This is a genomic window from Novosphingobium sp. MD-1, from assembly GCF_001014975.1.
In the GTDB taxonomy this organism is placed as follows: domain Bacteria; phylum Pseudomonadota; class Alphaproteobacteria; order Sphingomonadales; family Sphingomonadaceae; genus Novosphingobium.
The window spans coordinates 174,958-198,253 of the sequence record NZ_BBXA01000020.1; the positions used below are offsets into that span (position 1 = coordinate 174,958).

General features: G+C 68.5%; 19 protein-coding genes. 10 read left to right on the forward strand and 9 right to left on the reverse strand.

Features of this window, described 5'->3' with window-relative positions:
* Positions 1–65: 65 nt before the first annotated feature.
* From metH to NMD1_RS05755, 4 genes are all read right to left on the reverse strand, one after another.
* Positions 66–2,696, reverse strand: coding sequence for a methionine synthase (gene metH / locus NMD1_RS05740; RefSeq protein ID WP_125954022.1), 2,631 nt, complete (start codon positions 2,694–2,696; stop codon positions 66–68).
* Positions 2,697–2,812: 116 nt separating this feature from the next.
* A complete protein-coding gene (locus NMD1_RS05745; RefSeq protein ID WP_125954023.1) occupies positions 2,813–3,874 on the reverse strand; it encodes a homocysteine S-methyltransferase family protein in 1,062 nt (353 codons plus the stop codon).
* On the reverse strand, positions 3,871–4,812 hold the full coding sequence (metF, locus tag NMD1_RS05750) for a methylenetetrahydrofolate reductase [NAD(P)H] (RefSeq protein WP_125954024.1): 942 nt from the start codon (positions 4,810–4,812) through the stop codon (positions 3,871–3,873). Before metF ends, NMD1_RS05745 begins: the two co-directional genes overlap by 4 nt.
* The gene (locus NMD1_RS05755) at positions 4,809–5,864 is read right to left on the reverse strand and encodes a metalloregulator ArsR/SmtB family transcription factor (protein WP_125954025.1); all 1,056 of its coding nucleotides are present in this window, start codon (positions 5,862–5,864) and stop codon (positions 4,809–4,811) included. Before NMD1_RS05755 ends, metF begins: the two co-directional genes overlap by 4 nt.
* Positions 5,865–6,052: 188 nt before the next feature.
* Between NMD1_RS05755 and NMD1_RS05760 the strand changes: the two genes are divergently transcribed.
* Both NMD1_RS05760 and NMD1_RS05765 read left to right on the forward strand, forming a co-directional pair.
* Positions 6,053–6,352: a hypothetical protein gene (locus tag NMD1_RS05760; RefSeq protein ID WP_124808179.1), complete on the forward strand. Its 300-nt coding sequence runs from the start codon at positions 6,053–6,055 to the stop codon at positions 6,350–6,352.
* Positions 6,353–6,461: 109 nt separating this feature from the next.
* Positions 6,462–6,728: a hypothetical protein gene (locus NMD1_RS05765; RefSeq protein WP_124808178.1), complete on the forward strand. Its 267-nt coding sequence runs from the start codon at positions 6,462–6,464 to the stop codon at positions 6,726–6,728.
* Here the strand turns inward: NMD1_RS05765 and NMD1_RS05770 are convergent.
* Complete coding sequence (locus tag NMD1_RS05770; RefSeq protein ID WP_124808177.1) at positions 6,679–7,428, reverse strand: helix-turn-helix domain-containing protein; 750 nt, start codon at positions 7,426–7,428, stop codon at positions 6,679–6,681. The two genes, NMD1_RS05765 and NMD1_RS05770, sit on opposite strands and share 50 nt — an antisense overlap.
* A gap of 100 nt (positions 7,429–7,528) precedes the next feature.
* Here NMD1_RS05770 and NMD1_RS05775 point away from each other — a divergent pair, with 100 nt between their 5' ends.
* Genes NMD1_RS05775 through NMD1_RS05800 form a run of 6 tightly spaced genes read left to right on the forward strand, consistent with a single transcriptional unit; the run spans position 7,529 to position 14,527 of the window.
* Complete coding sequence (locus tag NMD1_RS05775; protein ID WP_124808176.1) at positions 7,529–8,446, forward strand: SDR family NAD(P)-dependent oxidoreductase; 918 nt, start codon at positions 7,529–7,531, stop codon at positions 8,444–8,446.
* A 32-nt stretch (positions 8,447–8,478) separates the two neighbouring features.
* Positions 8,479–9,639: an acyl-CoA dehydrogenase family protein gene (locus NMD1_RS05780; protein ID WP_125954157.1), complete on the forward strand. Its 1,161-nt coding sequence runs from the start codon at positions 8,479–8,481 to the stop codon at positions 9,637–9,639.
* 14 nt (positions 9,640–9,653) lie between these two features.
* Positions 9,654–10,865 carry a CoA transferase gene (locus NMD1_RS05785; protein WP_125954026.1) on the forward strand — a complete coding sequence of 404 codons (1,212 nt, stop codon included), beginning with the start codon at positions 9,654–9,656 and terminating at the stop codon, positions 10,863–10,865.
* Positions 10,865–12,076 (forward strand): acetyl-CoA C-acetyltransferase, encoded by a 1,212-nt coding sequence (locus NMD1_RS05790; protein WP_125954027.1) that lies wholly within the window; start codon positions 10,865–10,867, stop codon positions 12,074–12,076. The genes NMD1_RS05785 and NMD1_RS05790 overlap by 1 nt, the downstream gene beginning before the upstream one ends.
* Complete coding sequence (locus NMD1_RS05795; protein ID WP_125954028.1) at positions 12,073–13,662, forward strand: acyl-CoA dehydrogenase family protein; 1,590 nt, start codon at positions 12,073–12,075, stop codon at positions 13,660–13,662. Before NMD1_RS05790 ends, NMD1_RS05795 begins: the two co-directional genes overlap by 4 nt.
* A 16-nt stretch (positions 13,663–13,678) precedes the next feature.
* Positions 13,679–14,527 (forward strand): MaoC family dehydratase N-terminal domain-containing protein, encoded by an 849-nt coding sequence (locus NMD1_RS05800; RefSeq protein ID WP_125954029.1) that lies wholly within the window; start codon positions 13,679–13,681, stop codon positions 14,525–14,527.
* Positions 14,528–14,570: 43 nt separating this feature from the next.
* Here NMD1_RS05800 and arfB read toward each other — a convergent pair whose 3' ends face one another.
* The 4 genes from arfB to pabB all read right to left on the reverse strand — a co-directional run bounded on the left by arfB (position 14,571) and on the right by pabB (position 18,717).
* Positions 14,571–14,990 (reverse strand): alternative ribosome rescue aminoacyl-tRNA hydrolase ArfB, encoded by a 420-nt coding sequence (gene arfB, locus NMD1_RS05805; protein ID WP_125954030.1) that lies wholly within the window; start codon positions 14,988–14,990, stop codon positions 14,571–14,573.
* Complete coding sequence (locus NMD1_RS05810) at positions 14,983–15,639, reverse strand: RluA family pseudouridine synthase (protein ID WP_124808170.1); 657 nt, start codon at positions 15,637–15,639, stop codon at positions 14,983–14,985. The genes arfB and NMD1_RS05810 overlap by 8 nt, the downstream gene beginning before the upstream one ends.
* A gap of 94 nt (positions 15,640–15,733) precedes the next feature.
* A complete protein-coding gene (locus NMD1_RS05815) occupies positions 15,734–16,924 on the reverse strand; it encodes a pyridoxal phosphate-dependent aminotransferase (protein ID WP_125954031.1) in 1,191 nt (396 codons plus the stop codon).
* Positions 16,921–18,717 (reverse strand): aminodeoxychorismate synthase component I, encoded by a 1,797-nt coding sequence (gene pabB / locus NMD1_RS05820; RefSeq protein ID WP_125954032.1) that lies wholly within the window; start codon positions 18,715–18,717, stop codon positions 16,921–16,923. The genes NMD1_RS05815 and pabB overlap by 4 nt, the downstream gene beginning before the upstream one ends.
* 120 nt (positions 18,718–18,837) lie before the next feature.
* On the opposite strand from pabB, the gene NMD1_RS05825 reads away from it, so the two are divergent.
* Together NMD1_RS05825 and NMD1_RS05830 are read left to right on the forward strand one after the other, a co-directional pair.
* Positions 18,838–20,412, forward strand: a complete 1,575-nt coding sequence (locus tag NMD1_RS05825; protein WP_125954033.1) for a helicase HerA-like domain-containing protein — start codon at positions 18,838–18,840, stop codon at positions 20,410–20,412.
* A gap of 129 nt (positions 20,413–20,541) precedes the next feature.
* The gene (locus NMD1_RS05830; RefSeq protein WP_125954034.1) at positions 20,542–23,208 is read left to right on the forward strand and encodes a M1 family metallopeptidase; all 2,667 of its coding nucleotides are present in this window, start codon (positions 20,542–20,544) and stop codon (positions 23,206–23,208) included.
* Positions 23,209–23,296: the final 88 nt, after the last annotated feature.

Consider the following 23,296-nt stretch of genomic DNA (forward strand, 5'->3'; position numbering starts at 1 on the left):
CCGCGTTTCACACCCTGTCCGGATGCTGCGCGATGTAGCGCCAGATCACCCCGATTGACGGACTCCTAGTCCAGATTCGGCCGCAGCCAGCGCTCCGCCGCGGCCAGGTCCATCCCGCGCCGGCCGGCGTAGTCCTCAAGCTGGTCGCGCCCGATGGTAGCAACGCCGAAGTACTGGCTTTCCGGGTGGGCGAAATAGAAGCCCGAAACCGCCGCCGTGGGCAGCATCGCCTGGCTCTCCGTCAGCACGATCCCGGCGTTCTCTTGCGCGCCCAGCAGATCGAACAGGATCGGCTTCAGGCTGTGATCCGGGCAGGCCGGATAGCCGGGCGCGGGACGGATGCCGCGATACTGTTCCCGGATCAGCGCCTCGTTGGTCAGCTGTTCGCCCGGCGCATAGGCCCACAGCGTCGTGCGCACGTGCTGGTGCAGGCGTTCGGCGAAGGCTTCGGCGAAGCGATCGGCCAGCGCTTTCAGCAGGATGTCCGAATAGTCGTCGTGCGCGGCCTTGAAACGCTCCAGATGCGGTTCGATGCCGTGGATGCCGACGGCGAAGCCGCCCAGCCAGTCGCCCGCCGGATCGATGAAATCGGCCAGGCAGAAATTGGCCCTCCCCGTTCCATTTGGCCCCCGGCTCTTGATGAATTGCTGGCGCAGGAACGGCAGGCGCACCGACCGTTCGTCGTCATCGGGATGCAGCACCACGTCGTCGCCGTGGCGGGCGCAGGGCCAGAACCCGGCGACAGCCTTGGCCGTCAGCCACTTTTCGGCGACGATGGTTTCGAGCATCGCGCGGGCATCGGCGTAGAGGTTGCGCGCGCTTTCGCCCACCACCGCGTCGTCGAGGATCGCGGGATAAGTGCCGGCCAGTTCCCAGGCGCGGAAGAACGGCGTCCAGTCGAAACAGTCGACCAGATCGGCGAGATCCCATTCCGGGAAGACGTGCAGGCCCGGCTGTTCGGGCGGCGGCGCCTTTTCCGAGAAATCGGGCGCGAAGGCGTTGTCGCGCGCATCGGCCAGCGGCAGCAGCTTGGACCCGCCCTTGCCCGCGCGGGCATCGCGCACGTGCTGGTAATCGGCGGCGGTCGCCTTCACGAAGCCATCGTGCTGCGTATCCGACAGCAACTGGCTGGCGACCCCGACCGCGCGGCTGGCGTCGAGCACGTGGACCACCGGGCCGTCATAAGCCGGATCGATGCGCAGCGCGGTGTGGACCTTGCTGGTGGTGGCCCCGCCGATCAGCAGCGGGATGGTCATGCCGGCGCGCTGCATTTCCTCGGCCACGGTCACCATCTCGTCGAGCGAGGGGGTGATGAGGCCCGAGAGGCCGATGATGTCGGCCTCGTTCTCGTTGGCAGCCTGCAGGATCGTCGCCCACGGCACCATCACGCCCAGGTCGATCACCTCGTAGCCGTTGCACTGCAGCACGACGCCGACGATGTTTTTGCCGATATCGTGTACATCGCCCTTTACCGTGGCCATCACGATGCGGCCCTTGGCCTTGGAGCCGGCGTCCTTCTCCGCCTCGATGAACGGGATCAGGTGGGCCACCGCCTTCTTCATCACGCGCGCGGACTTGACCACCTGCGGCAGGAACATCTTGCCTGATCCGAACAGGTCGCCAACCGTGTTCATGCCCTCCATCAGCGGGCCTTCGATCACCTCGATCGGGCGGCCGTTGCGCGCGGCGATCTGCTGGCGGGCTTCCTCGGTATCGTCGACGATATGGGCGTCTATGCCCTTTACCAGCGCGTGCTCCAGCCGGCGCACGACATCCCAGCCGCGCCATTCCTCGGCCGCCTTCTCGGCCGCCTTGTCCTGCCCCTTGTAGCTTTCGGCCAGGTCTATCAGCCGTTCGGTGGCGTCTGCCCGGCGCATCAGCAGCACGTCCTCGCAGGCTTCGCGCAGCACGGGATCGATCTGGTCGTAGATATCGAGCTGGCCGGCGTTGACGATCGCCATGTCCATGCCCGCCGGAATGGCGTGGTAGAGAAACACCGAATGCATCGCGCGGCGCACCGTCTCGTTGCCGCGGAACGAGAACGAGAGGTTGGACAGGCCGCCGGAGATGTGGACGTGCGGGCAGGCCGCCTTGATCTCGCGCGTGGCCTCGATGAAATCGAGCGCGTAGCGGTCGTGCTCCTCGATGCCGGTGGCGACGGCGAAGACGTTGGGATCGAACACGATGTCTTCGGGCGGGAAGCCGATGCCCGTCAACAGCGCGTAGGCGCGGCAGCAGATTTCGACCTTGCGCTCCTTGGTGTCGGCCTGCCCCTTTTCGTCGAACGCCATCACGACCACGGCGGCGCCATAGTCCATGCATTTGCGCGCGTGATCGAGGAAGGCTTCCTCGCCTTCCTTCATCGAGATCGAATTGACGATCGGCTTGCCGGAGACACACTTGAGGCCCGCCTCAATCACCTCCCACTTGGAGCTGTCGATCATCACCGGCACGCGCGCGATGTCGGGCTCGGCGGCGATCAGCTTGAGAAACGTGGTCATCGCCTCGACCGCGTCGAGCAGGCCCTCGTCCATGTTGACGTCGATCACCTGCGCGCCGTTCTCGACCTGCTGGCGCGCGACCTCGACCGCCTTCGCGTAGTCCCCCGCGAGGATCAGCTTCTTGAACGCGGCGGAACCGGTAACGTTGGTGCGTTCGCCGACGTTGACGAAACGGGAAGAGGCTTGGGTGGTCATCTGATGCTCCCCCCTCCCGCTTGCGGGAGGGGCCGGGGGTGGGTTCTTTTCTCTTGGAGCGGGCGCCGTTGCGCTGCCCACCCCTGCCCCCTCCCGCTAGCGGGAGGGGAACTGGTTCACGCCGCCATCACGAACGGTTCCAGCCCGGCCAGGCGCGTGACCTGATCGGGATGGGGCAAGGCGCGCGGGGCAAGCCCGGCAACCGTCTGGGCCATCGCCGCGATGTGATCGGGCGTGGACCCACAGCAGCCGCCGAGGATGTTGACCTGGCCGTGATCGGCCCATTCCCGGACGAGACCGGCGGTGGTCAGCGGCATCTCGTCGTATTCGCCCAGTTCGTTGGGCAGGCCGGCGTTGGGATAGACCATGATCAGCGTGTCGGCGATTTCCGACAGCGCCTTCACGTGCGGGCGCAGCTGGGTGGCGCCGAACGAGCAGTTGAGGCCGATCGTGACCGGCCGGGCATGGCGCACCGCGTACCAGAACGCTTCCACCGTGTGGCCGGAAAGATTGCGGCCGGAAAGGTCGGTCAGCGTCATCGACAACATGATCGGGATTTCGCGGCCCAGCGCCGCCTCCACCTTGCGCACCGCCATCACCCCGGCCTTGGCGTTCAGCGTATCGAACACCGTCTCGATCAGGATGAAGTCCGCCCCCCCTTCGACCAGCGCGGCGATCTGTTCGGCATAGACATCGACCAGGAAATCCCAGTCGATCTCGCGGAAGCCGGGGTCGTTGACGTCGGGCGAGAGCGACAGCGTCTTGTTGGTCGGACCGATCGCGCCGGCAACGAAGCGCGGGCGGCCATCTTTAGCGGCGAACTCGTCGGCGATCCGCCGGGCGAGCTTCGCGGATTCGAGGTTGATCTCGCGCACCAGATGTTCCGCCGCGTAATCCGCCTGGCTGATGCGGTTGGCCGAGAACGTGTTGGTTTCGGCAATGTCCGCCCCGGCCTCAAAATAGGCGCGATGGATCGATTCGGGCACTTCGGGCTTGGTCAGCGCGAGAATGTCGTTGTTGCCCTTCTGGTCCTTGGCCAGCCCCAGCGTGCCGGCATAGTCCTCCTCGGAGAGCTTCCAGCGCTGGATCTCGGTGCCGAAGGCGCCATCGGTGATGAGAATGCGCTGGCGCGCCTGGTCGAGCAGCGCGGCGCGGGCGGAGGATGGGGTGAGAGTCATGCGGCCTTTTCCAGTGCGGGACGGCCGGGACGCAGACCAAGCAGGTGGCAGATTGCGTAGCTCAGTTCGGCCCGGTTGAGCGTGTAGAAGTGGAAATCGCGCACGCCGCCGGCATAGAGGCGGCGGCAGAACTCGGCGGCGATCGTCGCGGCGACGAGCTGGCGCGAGGCGGGATGCGTGTCCAGCCCTTCGAACAGGCCATCCATCCACGCCGGGATCGCCGCGCCGCAGGCCGCCGCAAACTTGCGCGTCTGTGCGACGTTCGACACGGGCAGGATACCCGGCAGCACCGGCGCATCGATCCCCGCCGCCGCCAGCTTGTCACGGAAGCGGAAGAACGTCTCGGGTTCGAAGAAGAACTGGCTGATCGCGCGCGTGGCGCCGGCATCGAGCTTGCGCTTGAGGTTGTCGATATCCGCCTGAACGCTGGGCGAATCCGGGTGGCTTTCGGGATAGGCCGCGACCGAAATCTCGAACGGCGCGATCGCCTTCAGCCCGGCGACGAGTTCCGCCGCGTTGGCATAGCCTTCGGGGTGGGGCGTGAACGGCACGCCGGGCGCGCCCATGTCGCCACGCAGCGCTACGATATGCCGCACGCCGGCGTCCCAGTACCCTTCCGCCACCTCGCGGATTTCCGCCTTGCTGGCGTCCACGCAAGTCAGGTGCGCGGCGGCCGGCAGGCGCGCTTCGGAAATGATCCGCGCGACGGTGCCGTGGGTGCGATCGCGCGTGGAGCCGCCCGCGCCGTAAGTCACCGAAACGAACTGCGGCTCCAGCGGCGCCAGCGTGGTCACCACATCCCAAAGCTGCGTCATCAGCGCGTCGGTCTTGGGCGGGAAGAATTCGAAGCTCACGCGAATGTCGCCGGGAAGCCCGGCGAACAAAGGCGTATCGAGAGCGGTGCGCGCTTCGCGCAGCTGGTCGTAGGACGTGGTCATGACGTGGCCTTCCGCCCGGTGCGGGCATGTTCGGGCTGGATAGAGGTGACGTTGCCGGCCGGAGCAGCCTGGACGTGCGCGCTGCGGACGCCGGTCCAGACCTTTACGATCAGTTCGTGCCCCGGCAGCGCACGTTCGCCATCGGGTTTGAACCCCGCATCGAGCAGGAGCTTTTCCACCTGGGCGTCTGAAAAGCCAAGACGCGCATGGGCATGGGCAGTGCGCAGTTCCTCGCGGTCGTGCGCGGCGAAATCGACGATGGCGACACGGCCGCCCGGCGCGGTGACCCGCGCGGCTTCTGCCAGCACCGCTTCCGGCGCGATCGCATAGTGCAGCACCTGATGGAACAGCACGGTATCGAAGCTGCCCGGCGCGAACGGCAGTTGCGCGAAATCGCCCTGCACCAGTTCGACCCGGCCGGCGGGCAGATGCTGGAGTCGGGTGCGGGCAACGCGCAGCATTTCCGGGCTCTTGTCGAGCGCCACCACACGATCGGCCCGCGCCGCGAACAGTTCGGCCATGCGCCCGGTGCCGGTGCCCACGTCCAGCACGCGGCCCAGTGCCGGGGATTCCGCACCCTGCCCCAGCATCTCTACCAGCGCGGCTTCCACCGGGCCGTCGGCGATGTGCAGGCTGCGCAGGTGGTCCCATTGCTCGGCATGGCGCGCGAAGTAATCGGCGGCATGCGTCTCGCGCAGGGCGCGCACCGCATCGAGATGCTGGCGATCCTCCGAACAGCGCAGGCCGAACCCGGCATCCGTCTCTTCCGCCACGGCCAGCAGGCGGGCCACCACCGCCCCGATCGCGGCGCTCTCGCCCCCGGCATCGGCATCGCTGCCGATCGCGGCGCGCAGGAACACCCATCCGCCTTCGCGGCGGCGCTCGGCCAGCCCGGCATCGCACAGAATCTTCACATGGCGCGAAACGCGCGGCTGGCTTTGCCCCAGCACTTGCGCCAGTTCCCCCACGGCCAGCTCCATGCTGGCCAGCAGCCGCATGATCCGCAACCGTGTGGGATCGGCCAGGGCACGAAGGGTGTCGAGCAGGGTCATGAAGGCACCATATAAAGAAGTCTTTATATCAATCAAGCTACATAAAGACTTCTTTATATCAGTCGTTAGGGTTGCTACCTAAACCCCCTACCAGCGACGTGTCGGCGGCGCAGGTCCCTTTTGTGGTTTGCCTTGGCCCCGCCACGCCGATAGAACGCGCCCGAACGGAAATACAGTAGAGGGACCCCATGAAGAAGATCGCCTTCACCGCCATCGCCTGCGCCGCCGCCCTTTCGCTCAGCGCGTGCGGCAAGTCCGAGGACGCCACCGAAGCCGCCGCCACCGACAACGTCGAGATGCCGGCCGAGGAACTGCCCGCGGTCGATACCTCGGCTGCCGCCGCGCCGGTGGAAGCGCCCGCCGCCGATGCCACGCCGCTTTCGGCCGAAGATGCCGCGCGCAACGCAGCTGACAGCGCCGCCGCCGCCGCTGCCGACGTCAAGAAGGCCGCCGCCGACGCCGCGGCGGACGCCGAAAAGAAGATGTGATCCCGTGCGCCCCGACCACACCGGCGGGGCGCGGCACGGATTCTCGAGAACGAAGGGGGCGGCAGATGGGAATCTCCGCCCCTTTTCCTTGCCTTTCCGGAGTATCGCGATGCGCGCCCTGAAACCCGCCCTCAACCGGGCGCCGTATCTTCTCCCGCTGCTAGCCCTGGCGAGCTGCGGCCAGAAGGACACCGATCCGGGGCCGGGCGGCGTGACCGTGGGCGAAGCCCGCGCGCTCGACGAAGCCGCCGAAATGCTGGAAAAGCGGCCGGCCCCACCCACGACGGACGCGGACGTGCCGCAGGCCAGCGCCAGCGCGGCCGCCGCTACCCCGCCGGTTCAGGCCTCAGCTCGGGCCGACGCGCCAGCGCACTGAGCGCCCGCCCCAGCTCGTCGAGCGCGGCCGCGTCGCGCGATCCGGCGAAGATCGTTGCCGAAAGGCAGAACCGCACCGGCGCAGCGGGCACGACGACGCCCACCGAACAGACGCCGGCGTGAATGTAGCCATCATCCACCGCATAGCCGCGCTGGACCGCTTCGGCGACCTGACCCAGCCAGGTGGTGAAGCCCAGCGGGGTGCGCCAGCGCACCCTTGCGAAGCGGGCGGCGAGATCGTCCCGGCCCAGCGCTTCCGCCGCCGCCAGCGCCCGCCCGGCAGCACCCCCGCCCAGCGGTTGACGCTGGCCTTCGACCATGTGGATGCGGGTCTCCGCCCCGCTTTCGCCCAGCGCGATCAGCGACAGGCGCTCCCCGGCCTGCACCTGCCATAGCCCGGCGGTGGCGTCGTGCGCGGCAGCGAACCGCGCCAGCAATGGCCGGACGCGAGCGGCGAAACGCGAAACCGCGTTCGCCTGCAGCACCCCAAGATCGCCCCAACCCGCCGCCAGCCGGTAGCGCTTGCCGCCGGTATCGCGATCGACCGCCCCTTCGGCCACCAGCGTGCGCAGCAGATTCAGTCCGCTCGAGGGGCTGAGACCGGTTTCCCGGCAGATGTCGGACAAAGTCAGCGCTTCGCGCACAGCCAACAGGCGCAGAATGGTGAACCCTTGGGAAAGCGAGCGGACAGGACCGGACATGACGGCATCATATTTTTCATGATGATGAAAAACAATTCCCAATATTGAATTTATCCGCCTGCACGGTTAGCTTCGGCATCGAACCGACTGGAGAGAATCGTTGTCCGGAATCCTGGAAGGCAAGGTCGTCGCGGTAACGGGTGCGGGCCGTGGCATCGGTCGCGAAATCGCACTGCTCTGCGCCCGGCACGGCGCGGCCGTGGTGGTCAACGATCCCGGCGTGGCGCAAGGCGGCGACGGCGGGGATGCCGGGCCGGCGGACACCACCGTCAACGATATCCGCGCGGCCGGCGGCAAGGCCTGGGCCAACCTCGCCAACGTGGCCGATCCCAAGGCTGCCGCCTCCATCGTCGAGGATGCGGTGCAGCGGTTCGGGCGGATCGACGCCGTGGTGAACAACGCCGGCATCCTGCGCGACACCATCTGGCACAAGATGTCCTACGAGGACTGGACCAGCGTGATCGACGTCAACCTGACCGGCGCGTTCAACGTTTCCAAGGCGGCAACGCCCTATTTCCGCGAGCAGCAATCGGGCAGCTTCATCCACTTCACCTCCACCAGCGGGCTGATCGGCAACGTGGGGCAGGCCAACTATTCGGCGGCCAAACTCGGCCTTGTCGCCCTGTCGCATTCGATCGCGCTCGACATGGCGCGCTGGGGCGTGCGCTCGAACTGCATCGCGCCGTTCGCGTGGAGCCGGATGACCGCCTCCATCCCCGCCGAAACGCCCGAGCAGAAGCTGCGCGTGGAACGGATGAAGACGATGAGCGCCGACAAGATCGCCCCGCTGGTCGCCTATCTCGCCTCCGACGCGGCGAAGGACGTGACCAACCAGATATTCGCGGTGCGCAAGAACGAGATCGTGCTGTTCAACAAGCCGCGCCCGGTCCGTTCGATGGTCAAGCTGGAAGGCTGGACGCCCGAAGCGATCGCGGAGGAGCTGATCCCCGCGTTCCGCCCCGCCTTCGCGCGGGCCGACGAGGTTTCGGCCCACGTCTTCCCCTACGATCCGGTTTGAGGAGAGGCCCGGTGAGCACGGTGAACCCCGGCATGGATGCCGATGTCTTCGAACAGTTTCTCGACCAGCTGAAGCGCTACGTCCGCGAACGGCTGGTGCCGGCCGAAGCGGAGGTGATCGCCCAGGATCGCATCCCCGACGACCTGCTGGACGAAATGCGCGAGATGGGTCTGTTCGGCCTGACCATGCCCGAGGAATACGGCGGCGCGGGCATGAACGTGTCGCAGTATATCGAGACCATCCACACACTGAGCTATGCCATGCCGGCCTACCGCTCGATCGTGTCGATCAACCTCGGCATGGTCTGCTCCGCGATCAAGAACGGCGGCACGGAGGAGCAGAAGGCGACCTGGCTTCCGCGCCTCGCCGCTGGCGAGATCGCCAGCTTCGGGCTGACCGAACCGGGATCGGGATCGGATTCGGCGGGGCTGCAGACCACCGCCGTCCGTTCGGGCAACGGCTATGTGCTCAACGGCACCAAGCGCTACATCACCAACGCCCCCTTCGCGAAAGTCGCGCTGATCATGGCGCGCACCGCGAAGGAGAACCTGCCCCGCAACGCGCATGTCTCGGCCTTTCTCGTCCCGATGGACACGGCCGGCGTCACGGTGGGCAAGTCCGACAAAAAGATGGGCCAGTCCGGCAGCCACATCGCCGACATCATCCTGGAGGACGTGTTCGTGCCCGGCGACGCGTTGCTGGGTGGCGAGGAAGGCAAGGGCTTCGCCACGGCGATGCAGAGCCTCGACAACGGCCGCCTTTCGGTGGGCGCGGCGAGCACCGCCTATGCCCGGCGCATCCTCGATACCGCCGTGCGCTATGCCACGGAACGCAAGGCGTTCGGTGAACCAATCGCCAACTTCCAGCTGATCCAGGCGATGCTGGCGGACAGCCACGCCGAAATCTACGCCGCCGAATGCATGATGCGCGATGCCATCCGCAAGGCGGACGAAGGGCGCAAGATCCTGCTTGAAGCCGCCGCCTTCAAGATGTTCGCCAGCGAGATGTGCGGCCGCGTGGCCGATCGCTGCGTGCAGGTCCACGGCGGTGCGGGCTACCTCGCGGAGTACGAAGCCGAACGCTTCTTCCGCGACAGCCGCATCTACCGCATCTACGAAGGCACCACGCAGATCATGCAGCTGGTGATCGCCAAGCAGATGCTGCGCGATTTCGCCGCCGGCGCGCAAGGCTGAGGGGGACGCAGCGGGTGTACGATCTCCTTGGCGGCCTGTCGGTGATCGAGGCGTCGTCGTTCGTCGCCTCGCCCACCGCCGGTCTCTATTGCGCGCAGATGGGCGCGGACGTGATCCGCGTGGACCAGATTGGCGGCGGCCCGGATTTCCGCCGCTGGCCGGTCACCGCCAACAACGATTCGCTCTATTGGGAGAATCTCAACCGCGCCAAGCGGTCGGTCGCGCTCGATCTTGGCCGGCCCGAAGGGCGCGCGCTGCTGCAGGAACTGATCCGCGCGACGGGCCAGGTCATCACCAACTTCCCGGTTGGCGGCTTCATGGCGCATGACGTGCTGGCACAGGGCCGCGCGGACCTGATCACCGTGCGCGTGATGGGCTGGGCGGACGGTTCGCCCGCGCTGGACTACACGGTCAACAACGCGGTCGGCTATCCGATGATGACCGGCCCCGGGCCGGACCCGGTCAACCACGTCCTACCCGCGTGGGACCTGTTGAGCGGCGCCTATGCCGCCTTCGCGCTGCTCGCCGCGATCCGCAAGCGCGAGGCGTCGGGCGCGGGCGGCGAAGTGCGGATTCCGCTGTCCGACGTCGCCATCGGCACCGCCGCCAACCTCGGCAGCGTGGCCGAAGTGCTGTACGAAAACGCTAACCGGCCGCGCCTGGGCAATGCCGTCTATGGCCTGTTCGGACGCGATTTCATGACCGCCGACGGCGTGCGCACGATGATCGTGGTGGTTACCCCCCGCCAGTGGGCCAATCTCGTCACCGCGCTGGACCTTGGCGGTGCCATCGCCGCGATCGAGGCGGAACGCGGCGTGTCCTTCGCAAAGGACGACGGGCTGCGCTTCACCCACCGCGATGCGCTCTATCCCCTGTTCGAACGCGCGATCGGCGCGCGCGCGCACGCAGACCTGGCCGCCGCGTTCGATGCCGCCGGCATCGTCCATTCCGCCTATCGCACGATGCTGGAAGCGGTCGACGATCGCGCGCTGGTGGCCGACAATCCCGTGTTCGGCGCCTGCGACAACCCCAGCGGCTTTACCTATCCGGCGGCGGGCGCCTTCGCCACGCTGCCCCAGGCTGACCGCCAGCCGCCCCGGCCCGCCCCGCGCAACGGCCAGCATTCCGAAGAAGTGCTGGCCACGCGGCTCAACCTTTCGTCGGGCGAAATCGCCCGCCTGATCGATGCCGGCATCGTCGGCACCGCCCCAACCGGAGAATCCTGATGACCCTGCGCCGCGCCGCCATCGTCGCCCCGATCCGCACCCCCGTCGGCAAGTTCGGGGGCGCGCTGTCCGGCCTCACCGCCGGCCAGCTTGGCGCGGTTATCCTCAAGGCACTTGTCGAACGGACGAAGATCGATCCCGCGCGGGTGGACGATGTCGTCTTCGCGCAAGGCTATGGCAGCGGCGAAGCGCCGTGCATCGCGCACTGGTCGTGGCTGGCGGCGGACCTGCCGCTGGAGGTGCCGGGCTACCAGCTCGACCGGCGCTGCGGATCGGGCCTGCAGGCGATCGTCAACGCGGCGATGATGGTCCAGACCGGCGCTTCGGACGTCGTCGTGGCCGGCGGCGTCGAATCGATGTCCAACGTCGAGCACTACACCACCGACGTGCGCAAAGGCGTGCGCGCCGGCAGCCTGACGCTGCACGACCGGCTGACGCGCGGCCGCGTGATGTCGCAGCCGGTGGAGCGCTTCGGCGTGATCACCGGCATGATCGAAACGGCGGAAAACCTCGCCAAGGACTATGGCATCACCCGCGAACAGGCCGATGCCTATGCCGTGCGCAGCCATCAGCGCGCGACGGCGGCCTGGGCTGGCGGCCTGTTCGCCGATGAACTGGTGCCGGTGCCCGTGCCCCAGAAGAAGGGCGATCCGGTGCTGTTCGATCACGACGAAGGCTATCGCCCGGACGCCAGCCTGGAAACGCTGGGCAAGCTGCGCGCGCTGGAAGGCGGCGTGGTGACGGCGGGCAACGCCAGCCAGCAGAACGACGCGGCGGCCGCCTGCCTGGTCGTGGCCGAGGACAAGCTGGCCGAACTGGGCCTCGAACCGATCGCATGGTTCCATTCGTGGGCCGCCGCCGGCTGCGATCCCAGCCGCATGGGGATCGGCCCGGTCCCGGCGGTGGAGCGCCTGTTCGCGCGCACCGGCCTCGGCTGGTCCGACATCGATCTGGTGGAACTGAACGAAGCCTTCGCGCCGCAAGTGCTGGCCGTGCTCAAGGGCTGGGGCTGGAGCGAGGACGACAGCCGCAACGACATGCTCAACGTCAACGGATCGGGCATCTCGCTGGGCCATCCGATCGGCGCCACCGGCGGGCGCATCCTCGCCAACCTGACCCGCGAACTGGTGCGGCGCGGCGGCCGCTATGGCCTCGAAACGATGTGCATCGGCGGCGGGCAGGGCATCGCCGCGGTGTTCGAACGGGCGTGACGACGCAAGCCGCGCTGGAGGCCGCGCGCGCCTATCGCGCGGCGGCTCAGGGCGCCCTGGCCGACCGGCTGGCGACGCGGCCGATCGACGCCGAACAGCGCGCCGCCCACGGCTTCGCCTGGGTGGCGACGAGCGTGGCCGCGCTCGAAGCGATCCACGGCTGGCTGGCTGCCAATGACGACACCAACCCGGTCGACGCGCTGGTCGGCCGGCTGGCCTTCGCCGAAACGCTGGCCCAGCTCGTCGGCGGGCTGCCGATGGGGCAGAACGAGCTGTTCCGTCCGGCGGACCTTGGTCTGGGGCAAGCCGCGCGCGCGCTGGCGGAAGCGTGCGCCGGTCTGCTCGATGCCGATCACGCCGCCACGCGCGGCGCCCTCGTCGCCGCGCTTGCCGACGGGAAGTGGCCGAGCGAGACGTTCTACGATGCCGATCTCGACGCGATCCGCGACCAGTTCCGCAAGTTCACCGAGGCGGAAATCCTGCCGCACGCGCACCAGTGGCACCTCGCCAACGCGCTGATCCCCGATGCCACGGTGCAGGCGATGGCCGATCTCGGCACGTTCGGCGTGTGCATCCCCGAAGCGTTCGGGGGGCTGGGCCTCAACAAGCTGGTGATGTGCCTTGTCACCGAGGAGCTTTCGCGCGGGTGGATCGGTGCCGGTTCGCTCGGCACGCGCTCCGAAATCGCCGGCGAGCTGATCGCGATGGGCGGCACGGACGAACAGAAGGCGCACTGGCTGCCCCGCATCGCCAGCGGCGCGGTACTGCCGACCGCCGTGTTCACCGAACCCGATGTCGGATCGGACCTCGGTTCGTTGCAGACGCGCGCGCGGTTCGACGGCGAAGACTGGGTGATCGTCGGGGCGAAAACCTGGATCACCCACGCCAGCCGGTCCGACCTGATGACGCTGCTGGCGCGCACGGTGCCGGACGCGAAAGGCTATGCCGGCCTGTCGATGCTGCTGGTGCCCAAACCGCGCGGAACCGAGGCCGATCCCTTCCCCGCCCCCGGCATGACCGGCAGCGAGATCGAGGTGCTGGGCTATCGCGGGATGCGCGAATACGCGCTCCAGTTCGACGGAATGCGCGCGCCGGCCGACGCCCTGCTGGGCGGCGAGGAGGGCATGGGCTTCAAGCAGCTGATGCGCACCTTCGAAGGCGCGCGCATCCAGACCGCCGCCCGCGCCGTGGGGGTTGCCCGCCGCGCGCTGGAGCTGGGGCTGGACTATGCCTTGACGCGCCGGCAGTTCGGCAAGGCGATCGTCCACTTCCCGCGCGTGGCCGACAAGCTGGCGATGAGCCTCGTCGATTTCGTCATGGCCCGCGAACTTTCCTACGCCGCCGCGCGCGCCAAGGATTCGGGCAAGCGCTGCGATATCGAGGCCGGCATGGCCAAGCTTCTGGCGGCGCGCGCGGCGTGGTCCAACGCCGATGCCGCGTTGCAGATCCACGGCGGCAACGGCTATGCGCTGGAATACGAGATCAGCCGCGTGCTGTGCGACGCGCGCATCCTCAACATCTTCGAAGGCGCGGCCGAAATCCAGGCGCAGGTGATCGCGCGCGGCCTGGTGGGCGGACGCAATTGAAAGGCGGATCGAGCCGATGAGCGAATGGGCGGCATGGGTCGGGCGGGAGGAAACCCGCTCCGACCGGGTGGACGCGGGCCTGCTGGCGCGCTGGTGCGCCACACTCGACCGCGCGGCCCCGGTCGGCGGCGCGGCACCGCAGGGCCTGCACTGGTGCCTGTGCCTGCCCGATGCCCCCACCGCCGCCCTGGGGCCGGACGGCCACCCCCGCCGCGACGACGGCCCGGAGGGTTTCCTGCCCCCGGTGCCGCTGCCGCGCCGGATGTGGGCATCGAGCAAGGTCGAGTTCCTGCGCGCGCTGCGCGCGGGCGAAGCGGTCGAGCGGCGTTCGCGCGTGCTGTCGGTAACGCCCAAGCAGGGGGGATCGGGTCATCTGGTGTTCGTGGACGTGGCGCACGAGACGCTGGGCGATGGCGTGCCCGCCGTGCGCGAGGTGCAGTCGATCGTCTATCGCGAACCCGCGCCCGCCGGCACCCCGCCCGCCCCGCCGCCCCTGGGGGAAAGCCGCTTCGATCCTGCGGCATGGGATGCGGTGCGCACGGTGGAGCCGGATGCGGCGCTGCTGTTCCGCTATTCCGCGCTCACCTTCAACAGCCACCGCATCCATTACGACCGGCCTTACGCCACGGGCGAGGAAGGCTATCGCGGGCTGGTCGTCCACGGGCCGCTGACCGCCACGCTGCTGCTCGATCTCGCCCGGCGGCAGCTGGGCGACAACGTGCTGGAACGCTTCGCCTTTCGCGGGCTTTCGCCGGCCGTGGCGGACGAGCCGCTGCACCTTGCCTTCCGCCGCGCGGACGCGGGCTACGAAATGGGCGCCTATGCCGCCGATGGCCGCGCGGTGATGGGGGCGACCGCCGGATAAGGACGCTACAGCAGGATAAGGACGCGACGGCTACGGCGCCGCTTCAATCCAGCCGCACCTTGCCGCGCCCGGCCTTCACCGCGCCGCGCTTCTTCTTGCCTTCCAGCCGTGCGGTCTTGCCCACGCGGTTGAGGCGGGACTTGGCGCGCTTTTCCGGCAGGTTCGTCGATTCGCGCAACAAGTCAGCCAGGCGCTTGCGCGCATCCTCGCGATTGGCTTCCTGCGTGCGGTGGCTGCGCGCGGTCAGCACGATCTCGCCCTTCGCGGTGAACTTGCTGCCGGCCAGTTCCTTCAGGCGGTGGAACACCGGCGGCGAGAGGCGCAGCGCGAACACGTCGAGCCGCACCTGCACCGCCGTCGCCACCTTGTTGACGTTCTGCCCGCCCGGCCCGGCGGCCGCGATGAAACTTTCCTCGATCAGCGGCAGCGCCCGGGCGATGATCTGGTCGGCATCGTCAGCCAAGATCGAATCCCAGCGCGTGGAAATCCGGCGGCAAGGGCGACTGCGCTTCGATCGGCGGCTTGCCTTCACGCGGGACGGTGAGCGCGGCGGCGTGCAGCATCGTCCGCTTGGCACCCTTGCCGTTTCCGTACACGGGATCGCCCACCAGCGCATGGCCCAGCCCCGCCAGGGCGTGCACGCGGATCTGGTGGGTGCGGCCGGTTTCGGGGCGGAATTCCACCAGAGTCAGCGCGTCGCGCCGATCCACCACCCGCCAGTGGGTGACGGCGGGCTTGCCCTTCTTGGCCGGGATCATCCGCCAGCCGTCCTTTTCGGTGCTGACCTTGGACAGGCTGAGGCTCACCGTGCCACTTTCGCCCTCCACCGGCCCCGCGACCACGCCCAGATAGACCTTGCCCACCTGCCGCGCCTCGAACGCGGCGGAAAAGCGCTTCAGCGCCTTGGGATTGCGCGCCAGCAGCAGGCAGCCCGACGTATCGCGATCGAGCCGGTGGACCGGGAAAGGTTCGCGCTGGAAGCCGAACCGCAGATCGTCGAGATGATCCTCCAGGCACGGGCCGCCCGCGCGCGGCCGGTCGAGCGGCAGGCCAGCGGGCTTGTCGATGACCAGCGCTTCGCCGTCTTCAAACAGGATGGAGAAATCGATCATCGCGCAAAAATCCGTTCATGCTGGGCTTGGCGAAGCGCGCACGCCCGCGTGCCGTCTGCGTCCGGCTCGGGGTGAACCGCAACGGGCGGCAGGATCATACCACGGCGCCGGCAATGCGCCGCAAGGCTTCTTCCAAAGTCGCCTCGTCGGCCGCAAAGCTGATGCGGAAGCCGTCCCGGCCGCCAAATGCCGAAGCTGCGACCACGGCGACGCCGTGTTCCAGCAGATGCAGGCACAGCGCCTCGTCCGCGTTGGGGCTTTCGCCGCCGAAGCGCGCCATCAGCGGCGCGGCATCGACCATGCAATAGAACGCGCCATCGGGAACCGGGGTGGAAAGCCCCGGAATCGCGTTGATCGCGGCCACGCACAAGTCACGCCGCGCGCGGAACCGTTCGCGCCAGGCAAGCAGGAAATCCTGCGGGCCTTCGAACGCGGCAACGGCGGCGGCCTGGCTGATCGAGGCGGGATTGCCCGAGGAATGCGATTGCAGCCGCGCCATGGCGTTGATCAGCCACAGCGGCCCGGCGGCGACGCCGATGCGGAAGCCGGTCATCGCGTGGCTCTTGGACACGCCGGACACGGTCAGCACGCGATCGGCCAGGTCCGGGCATTCCACCGCCAGCGTGGCGTGTGCGCCCGCGCCATAGCGCAGCGGCGCGTAGATATCGTCGCTCATCACCAGCACGCGCGGGTGGCGGCGCAGCACCTCGCCCAGCGCGCGCAGTTCCTCGGCCGGATAGGTGGCGCCGGTGGGGTTGCCGGGGCTGTTGAGCAGCAGCCAGCGCGTGGCGGGGGTGATCGCGGCCTCGAGCTGCGCGGCGTTGATGCGAAAGCCCCCGTCCGCCCGCGTCGGCAGGTCCACCACCTCGGCGCCGGCGAAGCGCACGATTTCCGGATAGCTCACCCACCACGGACTGGGGATCAGCACCGCGTCGCCCGGATCGAGCGTGGCGAGCAGCGCGTGGAAGATCGCCTGCTTGCCCCCGGCGCTGACGATGACCTGTGCCGGCGGAACGACGATGCCGAGATCGCGCTCGAAATGGAGCGCGGCCGCCGCGCGCAGCCGGGCCGATCCGGCGACGGCGGTGTACTTCGTGTCGCCGGCGTCGAGCGCGTCCTTTGCCGCCTGGACGACATGGGCGGGCGTGGCGAAATCGGGCTCGCCCACCGACAGAGAGATGATGTCGCGCCCTTCGGCCCGCAGCGCCATGGCACGGTCCGTCATCGCCGTGGTGCGCGACGGCGCGATGCGCGCCAGCGCGCGGCTCAGGGTGGAGTCGGTCATGCCTGTTCGCCGAGCAGTCGCGCCGGCAGCAGACCGCGCAGCGCGTTGCCAATGAAGAAGCCGCCGGAAAGATCGGTCAGCGTCAGGTCGGTCTCCGCCGCGCGACCGCTCTCGATCAGGCTGCGGCGCAGCACGCCCGGAAGCAGGCCGAATTCGGCGCGCGGCGTGAGCAGCAGCCCCTCCCGCTCGACGAAAAGATTGGTGAAGCTGCCTTCGGTCAGCAGCCCGTCATCGCGCAGGAACAGTGCCTCGCCCGCGCCGGCCGCCTTCGCCGCGCGCAGCGCCGCTTCGTAGAAGCCGCGATCCGATGTCTTGTGGCGCAACCGCCAGTCGCCCTCGGCCACCGGCAGCGGCAGCACGGCGCACCTCACCGGTCCATTGGCGGGCGCGGGCAGCGCCGATGCCTCTAGCGCCAGCGCGCCGGCCTTCGACACCACCAGCCGCACTTTCGATGGCGCTTCCAGATCGAAGCACAGCGCGTGGATAGCGTTGCGCGCGGCATGGCGATCGAACGCGAAGCCCAGCGCCGCCGCACTCCCCTTGATGCGTTCCAGATGCAGTTCGAGCAGCGCGATGCCCTGCGCGGGATCAAAGGCCATCGTTTCGATAAGATCGGCATTGCCGGCGGACAGGCGCAAGAAATCCCCCTTTACCACGCATTCCCGCCATTCGCCCAGCATCGCGGAATCCGCCACGACCGCCGAGCCCACCCCCATGACCGCGCGGTCCGTCCGGGGATCGAGGCGCACTGTGCGGATTGCCACATTGAATGCCGCATCACCAGAGGGGTCGATCCGGCCGAACGCGCCACAATAGAGCCCACGCGCATCGCGTTCGGCCGCGTCGATCAGTTCCATCGCGCGAATCTTGGGCGCGCCGGTGATCGAGCCGCACGGGAAGATCGCCCGCACCAGTTCGCGCGCGCCGGTGCCCGCCGCCAGCCGGGCGCGCACGGTGGTGACCATCTGGTGGACCGTGGGATAGCTCTCGATCGCGAACGGCTGCTCCACCCGGACGCTGCCGGGCACCGCCACGCGCGACAGGTCGTTGCGCATGAGGTCCACGATCATCAGGTTTTCCGCGCGGTCCTTGGCATTGCCCGCCAGCCCGGCGCGGAACGCCTCGTCCTGTCCGGGCGTTTCGCCGCGCGGCGCGGTGCCCTTCATCGGGCGGACCGTGGCCAGGCCGTCCTTCAGCGCGAAGAACAGTTCGGGCGAGAACGACAGGTGCCAGTGCGATCCGTCCCAGCACACCCCGCCATAGCCGGCGCGCGCATCGCGGCGGATCGCGGCATAGATCGCCAGCGGATCGCCCTTCCAGCCCCCGCCCAGCGGAAAGGTCAGGTTCGCCTGATAGATGTCGCCCGCGCGGATCGCCTCCTGCACCCGATCGAACGCGCGGCCATAGCCGCCGATCGAGACTTGCGGGTCGAGCGGACCAAGGTTGCCGGGGCCTGCGCCGTGCCGCTCCAGCCAGTTCTCCACCGCATCGGCGGGAATGGTCTCCACCGCCGCGAAGCGCGCGAACCAAACCAGCGGCCCGGTCGCGCCGGTGCGCGCGGCGGCCAGCGGCATCAGGCGCGGCTCCAACGCCAGCCCGGCCTCATAGGCGATATAGCCGGCCCATTCGCCCGGTTCGGCACCGATCCGGGCGAGCGCCGGCGCCACGTCCTCCGGCCGGCGCGCGACCACGATCTCCAGCGGGTCGCGATAGACGCGCGCGTCGCTGGCCCCACCGTTGCGAGCATCGTCGCTGCGGGCATCGTCAAGCAGGATGAAAGGCGTCTGGTCCATGGCCGGTGGCGCGCGCTTTAGCGGCACACCGCCGCGGATGCAAAAACCTCTCGCACCGGGCGCCACCTGTTCGTAAACCCGTGGCGGGACCGGACGCTTTCTTGCGGGGACGACTGTTACATGGACGATATCTACCTTGGCCTCGGCGCCAACGGCGAACGGCAGGTGCTGCGGCTCGGCCGGGCCAACCGGCACGGGCTGGTCGCGGGCGCGACCGGCACCGGCAAGACGGTGACGCTGCAGGGCATCGCCGAACAGTTTTCCGCGCGCGGGGTGCCGGTGTTCCTGGCCGACGTGAAAGGCGATCTTTCGGGCATCGCCATGCCGGGCAGCCCCACCTTCAAGAACGCCGACAAGCTGGAAGCCCGCGCCAAGGAGCTGGGCATCACCGATTATACCTATTCCGACAACCCGGCGGTGTTCTGGGATCTCTATGGCGAAAGCGGCCACCCGATCCGCACCACGATCTCGGAAATGGGGCCGCTGCTGCTGGCCCGGCTGATGGGCCTGAACGAAACGCAGGAAGGCGTGCTCAACATCGCCTTCCGCTACGCCGACGAAAACGGCCTGCTGCTGATCGACATGGACGACCTGCAGGCGGTGCTGGTCGCCTGCGCCGAAAACGCCGGCGAACTCGCCACCAAGTACGGCAATGTCACCAAGGCCAGCGTCGGCGCGATCCAGCGCCAGTTGCTCGCCTTCGAAAGCCAGGGCGCGGACCGCTTCTTTGGTGAACCGGCGTTCGAGATTCACGACTTCCTCCGCACCGACGACAAGGGCCGGGGCCTGGTCAACATTCTCGCCGCGGAAAAGCTGATGCAGAGCCCCAAGCTCTACGCCACGTTCCTGCTGTGGCTGCTGTCCGAACTGTTCGAGGCGCTGCCCGAGGTGGGCGATCCTGAAAAGCCCGTGCTGGTGTTCTTCTTCGACGAGGCGCACCTGCTGTTCGACGATGCGCCCGAAGCGCTGTTCGACAAGGTGGAGCAGGTCGTCCGCCTGATCCGCTCGAAGGGCGTGGGCGTCTATTTCGTCACCCAGAACCCCATCGACATTCCCGAAAAGATCGCCGGCCAGCTGGGCAACCGCGTGCAGCACGCGCTGCGCGCCTTCACCCCGCGCGACCAGAAGGCGATCAAGGCGGCCGCGCAGACCTTCCGCATCAACCCCGATCTCGACGTGGAAAAGGCGATCACCGAGCTGAAAGTGGGCGAAGCGCTGGTTTCCACGCTGGATGACGATGGCGCGCCCGGTGTGGTGCAGCGCACGCTGATCGCGCCGCCGCGTTCGCGGCTGGGGCCGGTCTCGGCGCCCGAACGCGCGGCGATCCAGGCGTCCAGCCCGGTGGAAGGCAAGTACGATACGGCGGTGAACCGCGAATCCGCCGCCGAAGTGCTGGCCAAGAAGGCCGCCGATGCCGCCGCCGCCGCGCAGCAGGTGCAGGAACAGGGCACGGAGGCACAGCGCGCGGCGCCACGCCAGTCGCCGTCGCTGTGGGACAAGGCCGGCAAGGCGGCGATCGGTGCGGTGGCTTCGTCCGCCGGCGCGGTAATCGCGGCGCAGATCAGCGGCAAGAAAACCCGCGCTTCGCCCGTCGAATCCGGTCTCAGCGCTGTGGTCGGCTCGGTCGCCACCAGCTTGGGCGGCGCCGCGTTCGGCCGCTTCGCGCGCGGCCTGCTGGGCGGTTTGCTGCGCTGATCGCTCCGGCCTGAACGCCTCTATGCCCCCCATGTTCGACGAACACCATCGCGTGTTCGTCGAACGCGGTTGCGCATGAAACCGGTTAGGCCCTAGTCAGGTGCATTTTCCATTTCCGGAAAGGCTTTCATGCGCTCCTTGTTCCTTGCCGCGACCATGCTTGCGAGCTGTGCCGCGATTCCCCTCGCCCACGCCGAAACGGCCACCCCGCCCGCCGCAGCCATTCCCGCCGAAGCCGGCCCAATGCCTGCCGGCAAGCTCGACGGTTCGGTCGTGCCCTCCACCTACCGGCTGGACCTGACCGTCGATCCGGCCAAGGAGCGGTTTTCCGGCCACGTCGAGATCGACGCCACCAGCCGCAAGGCCAGCCGCTTCGTCTGGCTGCACGGCAAGGAACTGAAGGTTTCGCGCGTGACCGCCACGGCCAGCGGCAAGACGCTGACCGGCACGTTCGCGCAAGTCGATCCCACCGGAGTCGCGCTGCTGACCTTCCCCGAAGCGCTGCCCGCCGGCGCGGTGACCTTCGCCTTCGATTACGACGCGCCGTTCGGCGAAGGGCCGGCCGGCATGTTCCGCGTGAAAGTGGGCGACGACTGGTACAGCTGGACCCAGTTCGAATCGATCGACGCGCGCGCCGCCTTCCCCGGCTTCGACGAACCCGGCTTCAAAACGCCGTGGACGGTTACCCTGCGCACCCCCGCCGGCCTCAAGGCGGTTAGCAACGCGCCGGAAACCGCGACGCGGACCGAAAACGGCATGACGGTCCACACCTTCGCGCCAACGCTGCCGCTGCCGAGCTATCTCGTGGCGATGATGGTCGGGCCGTTCGCCACGGTTGAAGGCACCGTGCCGGCCACGCCGCAGCGCGCCACGCCGCTGCCGATCCGCGTGGTCTCGACGAAGCAGAACGCCGACAAGCTGGCCTTCGCGCTGGAAGGCACCAAGGGCATCGTCCAGCACCTCGAAGCCTATTTCGGCCAGTCCTTCCCCTATCCCAAGCTCGACCAGATCACCGCGCCGATCATGCCCGGCGCCATGGAGAACGCGGGCGCCGACCTTTACGAAGACTCCATCCTGGTGATGGACGACAAGGCATCGACCAGCCAGAAGCGCACCTTCGGCATGGTGGTGGCGCACGAGCTGGCGCACCAGTGGTTCGGCGATCTCGTCACCCCGGCATGGTGGGACGACATCTGGCTGAACGAAAGCTTCGCCAACTGGATGGGCTTCCGCATCGGCAACGCTTGGCGGCCGGACCTCAACATCGGCGCGGGGGCACTGGAAGAAGGCTTCGGCGCGATGAACATCGACGCGCTGATCGCCGGCCGGCCGATCCACCAGCCGATCCCGAAGAACGCGGACATCGACGCCGCGTTCGATACGATCACCTATGGCAAAGGCGGGCATGTCGTGGCGATGATCGCCGCGTTCATGGGCGATACGCGCTTCCGCGATGGCGTGCGCGGCTACATGGCCAAGCATCGCTATGGCAACGCCACCAGCGCGGACTTCTTCGGCGCGATGGCCGATGCGGCGGGTGATCCGCGCATCCTTTCGGCGATGCAGAGCTTCACCGACCAGCAGGGCGTGCCGCTGGTGACGTTCGCGGACGGCAAGAACGGCGCCTGGACGGTGACGCAGAGCCGCTACGTCCGATTGGGCACCCCCGCCCCCGCCACGCAATGGGGCATTCCGCTCTGCGCACGGCAGGGCGATGACCGCCAGTGTTCGCTGATGACCGGGCCGACGATGAAGCTGACGCTGAAGGGCAAGGGGCCGGTGGTGCCCAATGCCGGCGGCACCGGATACTATCGCTTCGAACTGCCGGCGGCCGAATGGGACAAGCTGATCGCCGGCGCGGCCAGCCTGCCCGGCGGCGAGGCCCAGGCGCTGGAAGACAGCATCGCGGCCAGCTTCATGGCGGGGCGCGCCACGCCCGCGCAAGTGATCGCCGCGTCCGCCGCGCTGGCCCGCAACCCGGATAGCTACGCCAGCGGCAACGCCACCTCGCTGCTCGAAACGATGGCTGCGCGCGGCGTGATCGACGAGGCGGCCAAGCCCGCGTTCCGGGGATTTGTCGACAAGCTCTACGCGCCGCAGCTTGAAGCGATGGGCTTTGATCCGCGCGCCGGCGCCCATGCCGGCGACGATCCCGACAAAGCGCAGCGCCGCGTGGCGCTGGTCGCCACCCTGTCGGACACCGCGCGCGATCCGGCGCTGCGGGCGCGGCTGACCACGGCGGCCGAGGGACTGCTGGGCGGCGACAAGGCCGCACTCGATCCCGCGTTCTACGGATCGGGGCTGCGCGCCTGGCTGGCGCAGAACAAGCTGGCCGGGGCGCAAAAGCTGGCGGACAGCGCGCTCGGGTCGGAAGATCCGGTGTTCCGCCCCAGCGCCCTGCGCGCCGTGGCGGCCAGCGGCGATGCCGATACCGCGCGCTGGGTGCTCGACGGGTTCAAGGATGCCCGCCTGCGCCCCAGCGAGCGCCTCAGCATGATCGCCGGCATCCTGGTGACGCCGGAAACGCGCGAGATCGGCTACATCTGGCTCAAGGCGCATCTCGAAGAGATGCTCAGCGGCTCGGGCGGCATCTTCCTCGCCGCGCGGCTACCTGGGACACTGGCCGGGTTCTGCTCGGTCGATCAGGCGAAGGAATTCGAGGCCCTGCGCCCGCGCTTCGCCGGCCGCAGCGGCGCGCTGGAGCTGGAACGCACCATCGAGCGGGTCCGCGATTGCGGCGTGCTCAAGGACGCACGCGGCGCGGAACTCTCCGCGGCGGTGGCGAAGATCAAGTAAGCCCAAATGCGGTGAGCATCACGCACCGCATTTGGGTCAAACCCGTGCGGCGCTTGAGCATTTCCAAGCGGTGATGCGTCAGCATCTT